Genomic DNA, 14,559 nt, shown 5'->3' on the forward strand with positions numbered 1-14,559 from the left:
TCCCCACCGGCCCCCGCGGAGAGGATGCCGACGCCACGGCCACCCAAACCCGATCACAAAATGCATCATAACGATAGGAACCAGGCATCGAGCTCGGATGGACGACGCGGCTCAGTCCTGATGATCAGACACGTGCGGTGGATGCGTCACCATCCGCCCGACGGAAGGCCGCGTGGGGCCTGACCCGCCGCGACTGAGACCCCTCCCCCGGCGCGCCGCTCGGGCTGTCCCCCCTCACCGCCCTCCGGTTACTCGTCCCGCCGCGGGTTCACCCTCTCCGTACAGGCGTCGTCAGTCATCCCAGGTCTGCGCAGCGGTGTTATCAAGGGTGTATGGAGGGAAATCCCAGCCGATTGCGGACCTCACGTCCTCCGCCCGACGGTGGCCGGCGTACTCGGCGCCTGTCCGTACTGAGCCCGCGCACCGCGGCAGGGCAGGTGTTCCTCGTTCAGAGCATGATCGTGCTGCTGCTCGTGGTGGTCGCGGTGGCGTGCATCATGCTGCAGGCGGCGCGCGACGCTGTGCGGCAGGGGCGTCGGGAGTCGGTGGTGGCCGCCCAGTCCTTCGCCAGCGCCCCCGGTGTGAGCCTGGCGCTGCGCAGCCCGGACCCGACCGCTGTGCTGCAACCGCGAGCCGAGCAGGCGCGCCGGCGGGCAGGCATGGACTTCATCGTCGTCATGAGCACGGACGGAGTCCGGTACACGTATCCCTACCCCTCGGAGATCGGCAAGAAGTTCGTCGGCACCATCGAGCCGGCACTCAAAGGCCGTACCGTCGTCGAACAGGCGGGCGGTCCGCCTCTGCCGGCGGGCAAGGGGACGGCCATCCAGGCGGTCGTCCCGGTGACCGATGCGCGCGGCCGGATCGTCGGCCTGGTTTCTGCGGGGATCACCGTCACGAACGTGGCCCGACTGTGGATGCCGCAGCTGCCGATCGTCCTCGGCGTCGGCGCGATCATGCTGGTGCTGGCCGCGGCAGGGACGACCGCAGTGTCCCGGCGACTGCTGCGGCAGACACATGGCCTGGCCCCGGCGGAGCTGGCGCGGCTGTACGAGCACCACCAAGCCGTGCTGCACGCGGTTCGGGAGGGGATTCTGATCACCGGCGAGGACCGACAACTGCTGCTGGCCAACGAAGAGGCGAAGCGGCTGCTGGGTCTGCCGGCCGACGCACAAGGGCGGGACGTGCGGGAGCTGGGGCTTCCCGAGCAGATGGCGCGCGTGCTCGCATCCCCGGAGAAAGTCACCGACGAGGTCTACCTCGCCAACGACCGGTTGCTGGCTGTGAACAAGCGGCCCACGTTCCCGGAGGCCGACGACACGGGCAGCGTGGTGACGTTGCGGGACACCACGGAGCTGGCGGTTGTGTCGGGGCGGGCTGAGGTGGCGCTGGGGCAGCTGAAGCTGCTGTACGAGGCGGGGATGCGGATCGGGACGACTCTCGATGTGGAGCGCACGGCCCAGGAGCTCGCCGACGTGGCGGTGCCCCGGTTCGCCGACATCGTCGCGGTGGATCTGCTGGATTCGGTGGTGCGCGGCTCTGAGCCGACGACGGAAGGCTGGCGCCACCTGCTGAGGTCCGCGATCAGCGGAGATCAGCGGATGCTGCCGGTGTACCGGCTGGGTGAAGTGATCACATTCTCGCCCGAGACTCCGCAGATGCTGGCGCTCGAACGGAGCCAGGGCGTCCTGGAGGCGGACCTGCGGCAGGCCCACGGCTGGCAGGAACAGGATCCGGAACGCGCTCGAAAAGCTCTGGAACTCGGATTGCACTCCCTGGTGACCATGCCGCTGCGGGCGCGCGGGGTGCCCCTGGGCCTCGCGCACTTCTACCGGACGGAAGGCTCGCCCGCCTTCGAGCCGGAGGACGTGGCCTTCGCGGAAGAGCTCGGCGCGCGGGCGGCGGTGGCCATCGACAACGCCCGGAGGTTCACCCGCGAGCACGCGATGACGGTGACGCTGCAGCGCAGTCTGTTGCCGCGGGGCCAGCCGGAGCAGGACGCCCTGGAAGTGGCCTGGCGGTACCTGCCGTCGGAGGCGGGAGTGGGCGGGGACTGGTTCGACGTCATTCCGCTGCCGGGCGGACGGGTCGCGCTGGTGATAGGCGATGTCGTCGGCCATGGGCTACACGCCTCGGCGACGATGGGCCGGCTGCGCGTCGCCGTGCACAACTTCGCCACGCTGGACCTCCCCGTCGACGAGGTCCTCGGGAAGCTGGACGATCTGGTCGCCCGCCTGGACGACGAGGACGACTCCAGCGCTGCCCCCGACGACCAGGAGGGGACGGGGTTGACCGGAGCGACGTGCCTGTATGCCATCTACGACCCGGTGACAGGGATCTGCACGATGGCTCGTGCGGGGCATCCCGGCCCCGTGGTGGTGAACCCGGACGGGACGGTCGTCTGCCCCGAGGTGCCGGCCTCACCCCCGTTCGGCCTCGGAGGCTACCCCTTCGAAACCGCCGACGTGCACCTGGCGGAGGGCTCCCAGCTGATCCTGTACACCGACGGGCTGGTCAAGAACACTGCCCGCGACATCGACGCCGGTCTCGAAGAGCTGCGCCGGGCGCTAGGCGGAGCCGGAGCCGGGGAACGCACTCCGGAGGAGACCTGCCGAGCCGTGATCGGGGCGTTGAAGCCGACCCGGCTCTCGGACGACATCGCACTGCTGGCGGCGCGGACCCGGCGGATCCCGTCCTCTTCGGTGTCCGAGTGGGATGTGCCCCCGGACACGGCGGTGGTGCCCTCGGTGCGGGCCCAGTGCAGGACGGTTCTGAGCGGCTGGGGGCTGGACGAGACCGCGTTCACCACGGAGCTGATCCTCAGCGAGCTGGTCACGAACGCGATCCGCTACGGATCACCACCGGTGAAGGTGCGCCTGCTGCGCGGTCGTAGTCTGATCTGTGAGGTGTCGGACGGCTCCAGCACCTCTCCGCGACTGCGTCGGGCGGCGACCACGGACGAGGGCGGGCGTGGACTGTTCCTCGTGGCGCAGTTCGCACAGCGGTGGGGGACGCGGTACACGTCCCGCGGCAAGGTCATCTGGGCGGAGCAGATCCTGCAGGACGGCGCGTCCGGTCCCGCGGACGATACGTCGGTCGACGTGCTCCTCGAACAGTTCGGGGATCCCCTGATGTGAGGACCAGGGTGACCAGCACGGTCGCCTCGTGGCGGACCGCGAGCTTGTCGTACCTCGTGGCTACAGCCCGGTGGCGCTTGAGGTGGTTGATCCCGCACTCGACCGCGTGACGCTCGCGGTAGCCGTCCTGGTCGAACTTGGGCCACCGCCCGCCTCGCGATCCGCGCTTGAGCCGGTTGCGGACGCGGTCCGTCGGGACCGGGATCGTGGCCTTGATCCCGCGTCTGCGCAGGTAGGCGCGATTGCTGCGGGAGTCGTACGCCTTGTCGGCCCGGACCCGGTCCGGCCGTTTGCGCGGTCTGCCGGGTCCGAGCCGGGGCACGCTGATCCTTTTCAGGACGGGCTCGAACTGAGGCGAGTCACCCCGCTGTCCGGCGGTGATCACCACCGACAACGGCTTCTGCCCCTGCTCGACGGCGAGATGGATCTTGCTGCTCAGACCGCCCACGGAGCGTCCGAGCCCGTGGTCGGCCGGCTCGACGGCGATCTCGCCGGGCGGTTCCTTCTGGAGCCCCCCTTTCGCCGCCCCGGCCGCGTGCTGGTGAGCCCGACAGACCCTGGAGTCGACGTTCACGTCCCAGGTGATCAGGCCCTTGGCATCGGCCTCGGCCTGCAGCTGAGTTCGTGACAGCCCCCTAGAGGAGTCGCTGGCTCCCCAAGCGAGTCGTCGCACGGATGCGAGGAGGCGCCGATGGCGAGATCCGGAGCGGTGAGGATGACCGATCACGCCGGCGTCCCCCTCACCCACGGCCGACCGCAGGTCAACGGGGTTGATCTGCACTATGCGACGGGCGGCAAGGGCGACCCGGTCGTCCTGATCCACGGCGCGCCGAAGCACGGATCGACTTCAGCACGGCCAGCGTGTTGGCGGCACACTCTGCGCCGACTGACGCCCCACGGGTGTCGTCGCCGACCGAATAGCAGCCGTGGAATACCGCACGCCATGGGTGCGACGGTAGGCGGCGGGCACTGACGCTGCCGCCGGCCGGCAGCAGCTGGCCGGCGATCGTTCGGTGCGGGACTCGTGTTCGTTTCGTCATCGCGTCGGCAACAGGCGGCAGGCGTCCGCGGAGGTCACCGGGGTACCCGGCGGATGCCTCGCGATGCGCTCGCAAAGGAGGAGGGCATGGCTATCACTCCACGTCAGACGCGCTTCTGCCCGCCCCACCACTACCGCGAAGGAGGGGCGCAGTGAACCCCTCACCGCATTCCGCCACGGCTGACCTGGAAGAGGGCCGGGGGACGCGCTCCGACCTGCTCGGGATCTATCTCAACGATCACTTGGCCGGCGCCACCGGTGGCGTCGAGCGCGCCCGTCACCTGGTGCGGTCGTGCAGGGGCACAGCAATCGGCTCCGCCCTGGACCCAGTCGCCACAGAAATTGCGCAGGACCGGGAGAGCCTTCTCCACCTGATGCAGCGACTGGACATCCCACCTCGCCGATACAAGATCTGCGCGGGCTGGGCAGCTGAGAAGCTCGGCCGACTCAAGGGCAACGGCAGGCTTATGCGCCGTTCGCCTCTGAGCTCCTTGATCGATCTGGAGCTGCTACGGATCGGGGTGGCCGGCAAGACCGCTGGATGGGAGACGCTGCGAAGGCTCAGCGACCACGAGGAGCGTCTCGACCCACACCTGCTCGACGCCCTCCTCGAACGTGCCCGTGGACAGCTACGAGTGCTGGAGTCGCTGCATCTGCAGCAGGTCACGGCTGCCTTGCAAGCGCAGGATCGAGAAGGCTCCGGAGCGCGATGATGAGCGAAACCACAACACCCCAAGCAGAAGGCGCACCCGACGGCGAGCCCGAACACCAGGAAACGTCGGCGGGCCGAGCCCGTGGTCAGCGCCAAGCGCCTCGCAGTACACCTGCACAGGCCGGGAGAACGCGGGGAGGAAGAAGACGAGCCGGGCGAGGACCGGCTTCCATGCGCGATGCCGCAAGCATCAAGGTGGCGCCTATCAGTGGATCGCGCCATCAGGGAGACAGGCTCTAAAGCGTGTTGTAGAAGGCCGTGAGCAGGGCATCTCCGTCATACGTCTGGGGTGTTGAAGGCCGAGCGGGTGTGGGTGGAAGCGCTCACGGGGCTGCGGACCGATCAGTTCGGTCGGTTGCTGAGGGCGGTGCGTGCGCGTGGTGGTGACGGCTGCGGATGGGGGTGGCCGTGGCGACTGCCGCTGGCCGAGCGGGTGCTGCTGGTGGCGGTCTACTACCGCACGAACCTGACCATGCGGCAGCTCGCCCCGCTGTTCGGCGTCTCGCCGGCCACGGTCTGCCGGGTGATCCAGCGCCTTGGCCCGCTGCTCGCGCTCGAGCCCGTCCGCGCTCCGCAGGATGCCGTCGAGCGGTTATGGACCGTGGACGGCACCCTCATGCCGGTCCGCGACCGCACGGTGGGCACGTCCTCACGCACCTACCGATTCTCGGCGAACGTGCAGGTCATCGTGGACGCGGACACGCGCTTGGTGGTGGCCGCCGCACGCCCGGTGCCGGGCACGACCGCGGATGCGAAAGCCTGGCGGGATTCGGGTCTGGCCGAGCAGTGCCAGAACGTCACCGTGCTCGGCGACGGCGCCTACATCAACACCGGCCTGATCGTCCCGCACCGCAAACGGCCCGGACGGGCGCTGCTGAAGGGAGAGGAAGAGGACAACGCCGCGCGCCGCAAGGTCCGCGCCCGCGTCGAGCACGTCATCGGCCGGATGAAGAACTACAAGATCCTCCGCGACTGCCGGCAGCACGGCGACGGCCTCCATCACGCCGTCCAGGCCGTCGCCCGCATGCACAACCTCGCCCTCGCCGCATGACCGGATGCACCAACAGCCCAGCTCAGGCCGCCTGTTCACGGCCTTCTGCAACACGCTTTAGGGTCGGCCGGTCGAGTGCCCCGGCTGCCTTCCGAAAGTCTGGTCAGCCGACCGCGAAGTCCGCCGCCTTGGTGTCCAGGGTGGTGGTGCCGTCCTTGGCCGTGGCGAGGACGGCGACATGCCAGGAGCCGCGCGGGGATGAAGCGGCCTCGGCAGTGGTCACCGCGGCCGTGTACACGCACCGCACGGTGTCCGCACCAGCGGGCTTGCATCGGGCCGACTCCGCCTGGGTCATCTCCTTGGCGGTCGGCTGCTTCGCGGCAAGTCCCGACTTCTCAGGCCAGGCCAGCACCTTCAGGGTCTTGACGCCGGAGGGCGCCGCGACCTCGGTGGAGAAGGTGAAGGAGCCGTCCCGCTCGCCGACCGGGGCGGTGTACCGGGCGGTGTTGTGCGCGAGGGCGGGCGTCTGGTCCCCGGCATACGCGAGAGCGAAGGCCCCGGCACCCGCCAGGACGACAGCACCAGCGACGACGGACAGGGCGATACGACGGGACATGGCGAGTTCTCCGTAACTCTCTCGGCTGACGGAACCCGGCGCTCTCGACCAGGCCGCTGCACCGATGCTCGCAATGCGAAGCCGTCCCGGACCTGAGTACGGAAACTCAACTCGGCCTGGGTGATCGAGACGATCCGGCCAGCCGATCACCCAGGGTCCTGAGGACCGCAACCAGCGCGCTCGCCTCGTGGCGGACGACGAACTTGTCGAACCTCGCGGCCAAGGCACAGTGACCCTCGAAGCGATTGATCCGCCCTACGGCGGCACACCAGGACCCCTCGCCTGGTCTACTACCAGGCGAGATCCCTTCCTCTCGACTATCTCGACGGCGCACATCCCCGTGAGCCGAAGCAGGTGGGACGCTTAGGTCATGGCCCTTGGACCACGGCCGCACTTCCTGGGTTCCTGGCAGCCGGGTCACACACCCGGGCTGATCGTCATCCCACTGGGGCTGATCGTCACGGTCTGCGTGGTCGATGTGCTGTCACCGCCGCACATCCACCTCGGTCCGCTGCTCGTGGCGGCACCGCGATCACGGTGGCGTTCGCCGGCGCCCGGGTGACGGCACTCGTGGCACCGGGCTCCCGCCCTGGCTCGGGGGGCGGGGCGGGAGCCCAGGAGCAGTTTCCCCCGCCGCACGGCCGGGCGCGTTGCCTCAGGCGCTGCGTGATCGGCGCGCCGTCGTCTTCTTCGTGGTCTTCTTTGCGGTGGTCTTCTTGGCCGGCTGCTTCTTCACCGTCTCCTTGGCGGCGGTCTTCTTCTGCGGCAGCTCGTGGATGTCGGCGTCCTCGCCGCGGGAGGCCTTGGCCTGCTGGACGGACTCATTGAGGGCGGCCATGAGATCCAGGATCTGGCCCGGCTGCTCGGGCTCCCGGGCTTCGGGCGGCGGCCTGTCTTCCCGCTTCGCCTCGATGATCTTCGCCATGGCTTCGGTGTAGGCATTGGTGAATTCAGGGCCCTGGAGGTCGTCTCGGGTCATGCCGTCGATGAGGGCAAGCGCCCCCTCGATCTCCTCCTCCGAGACCTTCTCGCTGGGCGGGTCGATGGCGACCGGATCACGGACCTCGTCAGGCCAACGCATCACCTGCGGGACGATCACGTCTTCGCGTACCCGCAGTAGGCCCAGGCGTTCACGGCCCGACCATGCGTACTTGGCGATCGCCACCTTCGATGACCTGCCCAGGGCCTGCCGCAGCAATTTGTACGGCTTCGCCGCCACCTGTCCGTCCGGCACCAAGTAGTAGCCCTCGGCAATGCGGATCGGATCGATCGACTCCAGCGGTACGAAGACCTGGATCTCGACGGCCTTCGCTGTCGGCAGCGGCAGCTCCCGCAGTTCCGCATCCGAGATCGCCACGACCTCGCCCTTGGCGTACTCGTAGCCCTTGCCGATCTCAGGAGCCTACGGTCTTGCCTTTCAGGCGAAGCAGTACGGTCTCACTGGCTTTGTCGGACTGCTGGCGGCGGCCAGTGTGGCGGCAACCGACCTGGAGGCTTCGAGACTGCGGGCCTCCGCAGAACTCGGCGCCGAAGCTGTCGCCGACCTCCAGGGCCGCCTTGCCGACGCTCTGGCTCTGGGGTCAATGCGGCTCCAACAGCATGAGCAGGCTGGTCGTGGTCCTACGCCGACCTTCCTGGGATTGAACTCGCGGCGATGGCTGGCGCTCGTGAGCATCATTGTGGCGCTCGGAGGCTCCCTGTACACGTGGGTGGCCCTGCCGTAGGAGCGTAGTGTCAGGGCCCGACGATCTGACATAGCCCGTGAGACGCAACTACGGTGGGAGACAAAGAGAGGCAGCCCAGGTCACGGTGCCACAACGGCCATGAATGGCGAGACCGTACACCAGTGTTGGGTCTTACGGCTGATGTCGTAATCGCACGAGCCGTGTCGTACCGACGTCTATGACATCGCCGTGAGACTAGTGCGTGCGTGGGTGTTGCTGCCCTGGGTGTGTGGTGCTCGTCGAGCTCCCGGTTGGGCTCGACGCGTTTGAGAGGTCCATCCGTCTGTGGTGACGGATCTTGTTGCCGTTCCTCTGCGGGCTCATCAGCCCACTCAATGGCTTGGGCGGCGCACAGAGGCGGCGAGCACGGGATATACGGAGGTAGCAGTGAAGGCAATCGTCGCGACGGATCCGGCCGCGGAAGCAGCCGGGATCACACTCGCGGAGCGGCCTGAGCCCACGCCGGCGATCAACGACGTCGTCGTTGAAGTCCATGCGTCGGGCTTCGTCCCCGCGGAGTGGGAGTGGCCCTCGACGTGGGTCGATCGCGCCGGTCGCGATCGAGCCCCGGCGATCATCGGCCACGAGTTCACCGGAGTGGTCACCTCCCTCGGTTACGGCACGACGGGGCTCTCGCTGGGGCAGCGGGTGTTCGGGATCACGGACTGGCACCGCGATGGAACCCTGGCCGAGTACGCGGCCGTGGAGGCACGCAACCTGGCGCCGCTGCCGGGGAACGTCGACTTCACGATGGGTGCGAGCCTGCCGATCTCCGGCCTGACCGCGTGGCAAGGTCTGTTCCAGCACGGTCGTCTTCAGGCGGGGCAGAGCGTCCTCGCACACGGCGCCGCCGGCGCAGTCGGGTCCGTGGTTACGCAGCTCGCCCGGGAGTTCGGCGCCTACGTCATCGGTACCGGGCGGGCGGCGGACCGCCAGGCGGCGCTCGACTTCGGCGCGAACGAGTTCCTCGACCTCGCCACCGAGGATCTCGACGACATCGGCGGGGTCGACGTGGTCTTCGATGTCATCGGCGCTGACGTCCAAAGGCGCTCGGCGAGAATCATCCGGCCTGGCGGGACGCTGGTGACGGTGGTCGGGCCTGTTGAGGCTCGCCCTGTCGATGGCTTGGCGGTCGACTTCGTCGTCGAGTCCGTTCCGAGTCAGCTGGTGGAGATCGTCGACCGGGTGCGGGACGGGCGCCTTCGCACGCACATCGGAACGGTCGCGACCCTCGACGACGCCGTCCCTGCACTCAACCCGACCGAGCGGCGCAAGGGCAAGACCGTCATTCGCGTGCGCCCCTGAGCGCCCTGGAATGGACCAACAGTGGGGGTGTGCTGGACAACCGCTGACCTGCCCGGTGTGGGACGAGGACATGCCACGGACTTGAGACTGATCATGGTGACACGGCCGTGAGACAAAAGCCCAAGTCGCAAAAGATCGATCTGTCGGACGCGGCGAGACCCTAAATTGTCGGCCTATGGGCCGCCGTGCAGCTCAGCGTCCGGCCAGGTTGGGGTTATCCACAGGCGCCACCACGATCCAGGCCGCCGAACACGCCGACCACACCACCCATGCACTCCCCAACACCCCGACCACTACGGACGATTGATCGCCTACACCATCACAGGGGACGTGACCCGTATTCGCCGACGGGCTTGGCGAGATGGGAGCACAGCGGGACAGCCCAATTGGCCTTCTCATCTGCATGGTGCCGGACGTCCTCCGGCACGCGTTCTCGCGGGAATTGCTGTTTGTCGTCGGGCCGTAGCGCCCTTCAGGCCCGCGCGACCGAGGCCGCACCGGACAGAGCTGGCCAGCGCCGTGCGACCCGATCGCCGCAGAGACGGATGCCGCCGCCCGGAAGCGCACGGGGCCACGCGTATGTCGCCCGGGCCCGGCTTCCGCCTGGCCCCGCCCGTCGCGACTGGCTGCCGGATTGCCCCGGTGTGCTAGACAGGGAGCAACCAAAGGGGAATTTTGCAGCAGCTCACGCTCGGAATCATGTCGCAGACCCGCAAGGAAAACGAGCATCGTCTGCCCGTTCACCCCGCTCATTTCGACCGCATCGACGCCTGTCTCCGCAAGCGCATCTACCTCCAGGAAAACTACGGAGAGCATTTCGGCGTCCCGGACAGCCGACTCGCCCCGCTCATCGCGGGCTTCCGCACGCGCGAGGAACTCATCGCCGACTGCGATGTCATCCTGCTGGCCAAACCGCTCCACGAGGACCTGGCGGAACTACGCGAGGGTCAGGTTCTGTGGGGCTGGCCGCACTGTGTCCAGGACGAGAGGCTCACCCAGACCGCCATCGACCGGCGGCTGACTTTGATCGCCTTCGAAGCGATGAACCACTGGACCCGCAGCGGCGCCTTCAACTTGCACGTCTTCCACAAGAACAACGAGCTGGCCGGGTACTCCTCGGTCCTGCACGCCATGCAGCTGATTGGCGTGACAGGCGACTACGGGCAGCGGCAGCGTGCCGTGGTCATCGGCTTCGGAGCGACCGCCCGCGGCGCGGTGACCGCACTCAGCGCCCTGGGCGTGCATGACGTCGACGTGCTCACCGCGCGTGGCGTCACCGCCGTCAGCTCCCCCATCCACTCCGCGCGGATCGTCCACTTCGACCACGACAAGGCCGACGACACCCTCGACCCGCGACGCAGCATCGCCCTCACCGAGGACGGCCCGCTGCCGCTGGCCGAGTTCCTCGCCGGGCACAACATCATCGTCAACTGTGTGCTGCAGGACCCCGCCGCGCCGTTGATGTTCCTGATAGACGAGGACCTGCCCAAGCTGGCCCCAGGCACCCTGGTCATCGACGTCTCCTGCGACGAGGGCATGGGCTTCGACTGGGCCCGGCCCACCACCTTCAACGACCCGATGTTCACCGTCGGGGACCACGTCAGGTACTACGGGGTGGACCACAGCCCCTCATACCTGTGGAACTCCGCGACCTGGGAGAACAGCGAGGCCCTTCTGCCGTATCTGGACGTCGTGCTCCAGGGCCCCGACGGCTGGGACACCGACGACACGATTCGGCACGCCATCGAGATCCGCCGTGGCGTCGTCCAAAACCCCAAGGTGCTAGCTTTCCAGCACCGCACCGCAAAGTACCCGCACGCCCACGAGGAGACCCAGACCCGGGCGGCGTCGCGGCCGTAGCGGCGGGGCATCCGGTGGCGGAGCATGGCGGTTGAGCCCGAGTTCGATCAGCCACTCCGGTGCTGGCGGGCGGTCCTGGAGGCCGGGCTGCCGCTCGGCTTCACGGCGCTCCTCGTCGGCGATCCACCGGCGAGTGCGCGCCAGGTCCCGTTCCTGCACCCGCTCCAGGAAGCGGAGCAGCACAAGCCTCGACCGGACAGGATCGTTCACATGTTCGATTCTAGACGGCAGGCCGCCGCCTGCACATGTGACACTCAGCGCCCTCCGTCAAGTGATCTTGACCGGTTTCCAGGCGATATTGACCGGCGCGGTCGAACGCCCGTCTGTACGGTCAGCCCATGGAAGACCTGCCCGAGAAGGTGGACCGCCACATCCTGGACCATCGGATCGTCCTGGCGCTCAAGGCGATCATGGACGCGTCCGGCTGCACGCTCCATGAAGCGATCGACATCTTCGGGGTCCGGTACGAGGAGCTCCGCCGCGACCGGCCGGACGACTTCCAGGTGAGCCGCGAGGAGTACGGACGCAACGTCTACACCTGACCTGCGGTCTTCCCACCGGTCAAACTCACCTGGCAAACGGTCAAGATCACCTGTCAGAGGTCACTCAGCGATAGGTGGCCATTCGCAGAGCTACTTGGCCACCCGGCCCTCACGGTGAAGTTGCCACGCCGGCTATCCCGCTCGGCACTTGGCAAGCATCAACTTCCCTCGTCTGCGCCCAGATCTGCCCGCATCGCCGCGTGAACGAGTTTCATGGCGTCGAGTTACTCCCGCATGCGCTCGCCGCCTTGGCTTTGAATAGTTGACCGAGGCGGTCATGCGACTGAGGCAGCTCGCCTTCCTTGCCAGCGCCTCGGTGGACCTCAACGTCGGGGCCGCTCGCGAGCCGACCGCGCTGGCCCCGGAAGCCGCTGTCGGCTGCGCCGTGACCCTGGCCGACGAGACCCGGCGGCGCCGCTGGGCCACGGCACCAGCCCCCGACGACCGGCTGAACGCCATGCACCGCACGGCCCTGGCCGAGATCGCCTGCGGACACGTCGAGCTCTCTGGGTCGCGAATTCACCCGCTCCCGCGAGCCCGAGGTGCTGATGAGCACCCTGCGTGCCCTGGAGACGAAGGGCCTGGCCGAGAGAACCGCTCGCTCGGCACCCGCCGCCTACGTCGGCGGCCCGCCCCTGGACCGGGTACGCCTCACCTCGGTCGGCATCACCGCCCTCGCCTCGGTCATCGACGCGCCTCCCGCCGGGCCACGCACCGCGCCCGGAACCACGCCCCGCCACCTGCCCTCCGCCGCGCAGGCCACCACCCGAAGCCGCTGAAACAGCGCAGGAGCCATCCCATCCCCACGCCCCCACTCGACCTGACCGAACAAGTCCGTGAGGTACCCGTCGCCGTTGGAGTCGCACTCGAGAACGACTCCATTGCCCGGCGTCACGGCCATGACCGCGTACCCCGCTGAACTGCCCGCCGCCGTCCTGTCGTTACGCACCATGATCCCGGTCTTCGCCCAGGAGTTGGCGTCGTCCAACTGGTCCACCGTGACGGTCGCGGTGGTGCCGCTGCTGAACGCTTTGCTCTGGTAGACGGCCCCGTACTGGTCGTCGTGCTGTCCGCCACCCCAGACGTCGGCCCCGGCTTCGGTGATCGCGAACCGAGCGTCGAGGCGGACGCGGTCCTGCGCTGCTGCATCGCGCCCGGGGAATCGATGCCGATGAAGTCCAGGTGCTGGCAAATGTGCTGATGCCCCCGCAGACAGGCCGGGCAGCTCTCGTCCCAGCGCAGCGGCATCACGGTCACCGCGTCACCGGGTGCCCAGCCCTCCACGCCCGGGCCGACGCGGACGACACGGCCGGAATCCGGTCTCACACCACCACAACGACACCTAGCAGCCAGCAGCCAGACCATCCACAAGTGAGCCTGACCAGGCCCTACTATCCGGTGACGCGCTGGAAGGTCCATCGCTGGTTGGTACTGCCCCTGTCGGTGTACTGGATCAGCGCGGCGCCGTCGGCCGTGCTGCCTGCGCTGACGTCCAGGACCTTGCCGCTGTTGCGATTGACCACGACGAACGCGCCCCCGGTCAGCGGGCGCAGTTGCCATTGCTGGCTGGTGCGGCCGTCCGCGGTCGTCTGTACGATCCGCGCGCCGTCCGCGGTCGAGGAGCCTGATACGTCGAGGACCTTGCCGCTGCGGACGCAGGTGATGGTGTGGTAACCGTCCGCTGTGGACTGGAAGGTCCACTGCTGGTTCGCTGAGCCGTTGTCGGGCCACTGGATCAGGCCGGCGCCGTCCGCGGTCGATCCACCGGAGACGTCGGCGACCTTGCCGCTGCGCACGCTGACGCATTTGTAGGCCCTGGTGGGGGCGACGGTGTACTGCACGGAGTCGACGTCGACGTAGCCGGTGTTGTTGGGGTTGTAGGTGTACAGGCCGATCCGGTCGCCGCGGTAGCCGCCCCAGGTGAGCTGGTAGGTACCGCCGAACGAGGTGAATGAGTTGCCGTCGAGGCTGTAGGAGAACTGGCTGACGCCGTTGACGTCCCAGGTGGTGCGTAGCCACACGGAGTTCTGCGTGATCGCCGGGCCGTTGGTGAGGGTGCCGCCGGCATTGTGCGCGATCGTGGTGGTGCCCCCGGAGCGGCGGACGCCCAACCCGGCGTAGGTGGCGGCGTAGTGGCACAGTCCGGCGTGCTGGCCGTCGGCGAGGCCGCCCAGTTCGAGGCGGATGGTCACCGTCGCGCCGCCCGCCGTGCGCAGCACCCGCTGGGTGAGGGTGTTGCCGACCTTGGTCAGGTTGTCGGTCGCCAGCGGAGCGAACGCCTTCAGCCGGAGGTAGCCGGGGCGGTCGGTCAGGGACCAGTGGTCCGCGCGGGGTTGGTAGTACCACTCCCACTGCGGCTTGAGGCGGGTGTCGGTGAACAGGTCGCTGGTCACCACGGAGGGAAGCGCGTCGACCGGCAGACCGGGGGTGCCGCCGGCGGGGACCTGGCCGGTCCACACCATGGTGCCGATGCCGTCCGTGCCGACCTGGCCCAGGATGGGCCAGCCGTCGATCCAGGTCACGGGCAGCAGGGACAGCACGCGTCCCTCCCAGTCACCGTGGCCGTGGTGGGTGACGAAGTACCAGGTGCCGTCCGGGGCCTGTACCAGGCCGCCCTGGTTGGGCTCGCGGTC

At 68.5% G+C, this 14,559-nt stretch carries 12 protein-coding genes and 2 pseudogenes; 9 read left to right on the forward strand and 5 right to left on the reverse strand.

Annotated features, from left to right (window positions below; genetic code table 11):
• Positions 1–455 precede the first annotated feature (455 nt).
• Positions 456–3,137: a SpoIIE family protein phosphatase gene (locus ACWC1K_RS48465; protein WP_450840360.1), complete on the forward strand. Its 2,682-nt coding sequence runs from the start codon at positions 456–458 to the stop codon at positions 3,135–3,137.
• 1 nt (position 3,138) lies between these two features.
• On the opposite strand, the pseudogene ACWC1K_RS48470 reads toward ACWC1K_RS48465, so the two are convergent.
• Positions 3,139–3,759 (reverse strand): annotated as a pseudogene (locus tag ACWC1K_RS48470) (IS5 family transposase); the annotation flags it as partial.
• A 569-nt stretch (positions 3,760–4,328) separates the two neighbouring features.
• Here ACWC1K_RS48470 and ACWC1K_RS48475 point away from each other — a divergent pair.
• Positions 4,329–4,889, forward strand: coding sequence for a hypothetical protein (locus ACWC1K_RS48475; RefSeq protein ID WP_450840362.1), 561 nt, complete (start codon positions 4,329–4,331; stop codon positions 4,887–4,889).
• A gap of 288 nt (positions 4,890–5,177) precedes the next feature.
• On the forward strand, positions 5,178–5,939 hold the full coding sequence (locus ACWC1K_RS48480; protein WP_450840364.1) for a transposase family protein: 762 nt from the start codon (positions 5,178–5,180) through the stop codon (positions 5,937–5,939).
• A 103-nt stretch (positions 5,940–6,042) separates the two neighbouring features.
• Here ACWC1K_RS48480 and ACWC1K_RS48485 read toward each other — a convergent pair whose 3' ends face one another.
• Entirely contained in the window at positions 6,043–6,495 is a 453-nt protein-coding gene (locus ACWC1K_RS48485; RefSeq protein WP_450840366.1) for a DUF5707 domain-containing protein, read from the reverse strand.
• A gap of 370 nt (positions 6,496–6,865) precedes the next feature.
• Between ACWC1K_RS48485 and ACWC1K_RS48490 the strand changes: the two genes are divergently transcribed.
• Positions 6,866–7,057 (forward strand): hypothetical protein, encoded by a 192-nt coding sequence (locus ACWC1K_RS48490; RefSeq protein WP_450840367.1) that lies wholly within the window; start codon positions 6,866–6,868, stop codon positions 7,055–7,057.
• A gap of 93 nt (positions 7,058–7,150) precedes the next feature.
• Here ACWC1K_RS48490 and ku read toward each other — a convergent pair whose 3' ends face one another.
• Positions 7,151–7,888 (reverse strand): non-homologous end joining protein Ku, encoded by a 738-nt coding sequence (ku, locus tag ACWC1K_RS48495; protein ID WP_450840376.1) that lies wholly within the window; start codon positions 7,886–7,888, stop codon positions 7,151–7,153.
• Between the two features lie 718 nt (positions 7,889–8,606).
• On the opposite strand from ku, the gene ACWC1K_RS48500 reads away from it, so the two are divergent.
• The 5 genes from ACWC1K_RS48500 to ACWC1K_RS48520 all read left to right on the forward strand — a co-directional run bounded on the left by ACWC1K_RS48500 (position 8,607) and on the right by ACWC1K_RS48520 (position 12,969).
• The gene (locus ACWC1K_RS48500) at positions 8,607–9,524 is read left to right on the forward strand and encodes an NADP-dependent oxidoreductase (protein WP_450840369.1); all 918 of its coding nucleotides are present in this window, start codon (positions 8,607–8,609) and stop codon (positions 9,522–9,524) included.
• Positions 9,525–10,199: 675 nt separating this feature from the next.
• On the forward strand, positions 10,200–11,384 hold the full coding sequence (locus ACWC1K_RS48505; RefSeq protein ID WP_450840371.1) for a N(5)-(carboxyethyl)ornithine synthase: 1,185 nt from the start codon (positions 10,200–10,202) through the stop codon (positions 11,382–11,384).
• A 338-nt stretch (positions 11,385–11,722) separates the two neighbouring features.
• Positions 11,723–11,926: a hypothetical protein gene (locus tag ACWC1K_RS48510; RefSeq protein WP_450840373.1), complete on the forward strand. Its 204-nt coding sequence runs from the start codon at positions 11,723–11,725 to the stop codon at positions 11,924–11,926.
• A gap of 548 nt (positions 11,927–12,474) precedes the next feature.
• Entirely contained in the window at positions 12,475–12,705 is a 231-nt protein-coding gene (locus tag ACWC1K_RS48515) for a hypothetical protein (protein ID WP_450840374.1), read from the forward strand.
• A gap of 120 nt (positions 12,706–12,825) precedes the next feature.
• Positions 12,826–12,969: a hypothetical protein gene (locus tag ACWC1K_RS48520; protein WP_450840377.1), complete on the forward strand. Its 144-nt coding sequence runs from the start codon at positions 12,826–12,828 to the stop codon at positions 12,967–12,969.
• Between the two features lie 70 nt (positions 12,970–13,039).
• Here the strand turns inward: ACWC1K_RS48520 and ACWC1K_RS48525 are convergent.
• Positions 13,040–13,240 (reverse strand): annotated as a pseudogene (locus tag ACWC1K_RS48525) (alcohol dehydrogenase catalytic domain-containing protein); the annotation flags it as partial.
• 77 nt (positions 13,241–13,317) lie between these two features.
• A partial coding sequence (locus ACWC1K_RS48530) for an RICIN domain-containing protein (RefSeq protein WP_450840375.1) occupies positions 13,318–14,559 on the reverse strand: 1,242 nt, incomplete at its 5' end.

The organism is Streptomyces sp. NPDC001492, assembly GCF_053597275.1.

What these genes read in the sequence shown, in the direction of transcription:
- ACWC1K_RS48510 (WP_450840373.1), top strand. Translation starts at nt 11,723, where the DNA reads ATGGAAGACCTGCCCGAGAAGGTGGACCGCCACATCCTGGACCATCGG.
- ACWC1K_RS48520 (WP_450840377.1), top strand. Translation starts at nt 12,826, where the DNA reads ATGACCGCGTACCCCGCTGAACTGCCCGCCGCCGTCCTGTCGTTACGC.
- ACWC1K_RS48485 (WP_450840366.1), bottom strand. Translation starts at nt 6,495, where the DNA reads ATGTCCCGTCGTATCGCCCTGTCCGTCGTCGCTGGTGCTGTCGTCCTG.
- ACWC1K_RS48465 (WP_450840360.1), top strand. Translation starts at nt 456, where the DNA reads ATGATCGTGCTGCTGCTCGTGGTGGTCGCGGTGGCGTGCATCATGCTG.
- ACWC1K_RS48490 (WP_450840367.1), top strand. Translation starts at nt 6,866, where the DNA reads ATGGCCCTTGGACCACGGCCGCACTTCCTGGGTTCCTGGCAGCCGGGT.
- ACWC1K_RS48515 (WP_450840374.1), top strand. Translation starts at nt 12,475, where the DNA reads ATGAGCACCCTGCGTGCCCTGGAGACGAAGGGCCTGGCCGAGAGAACC.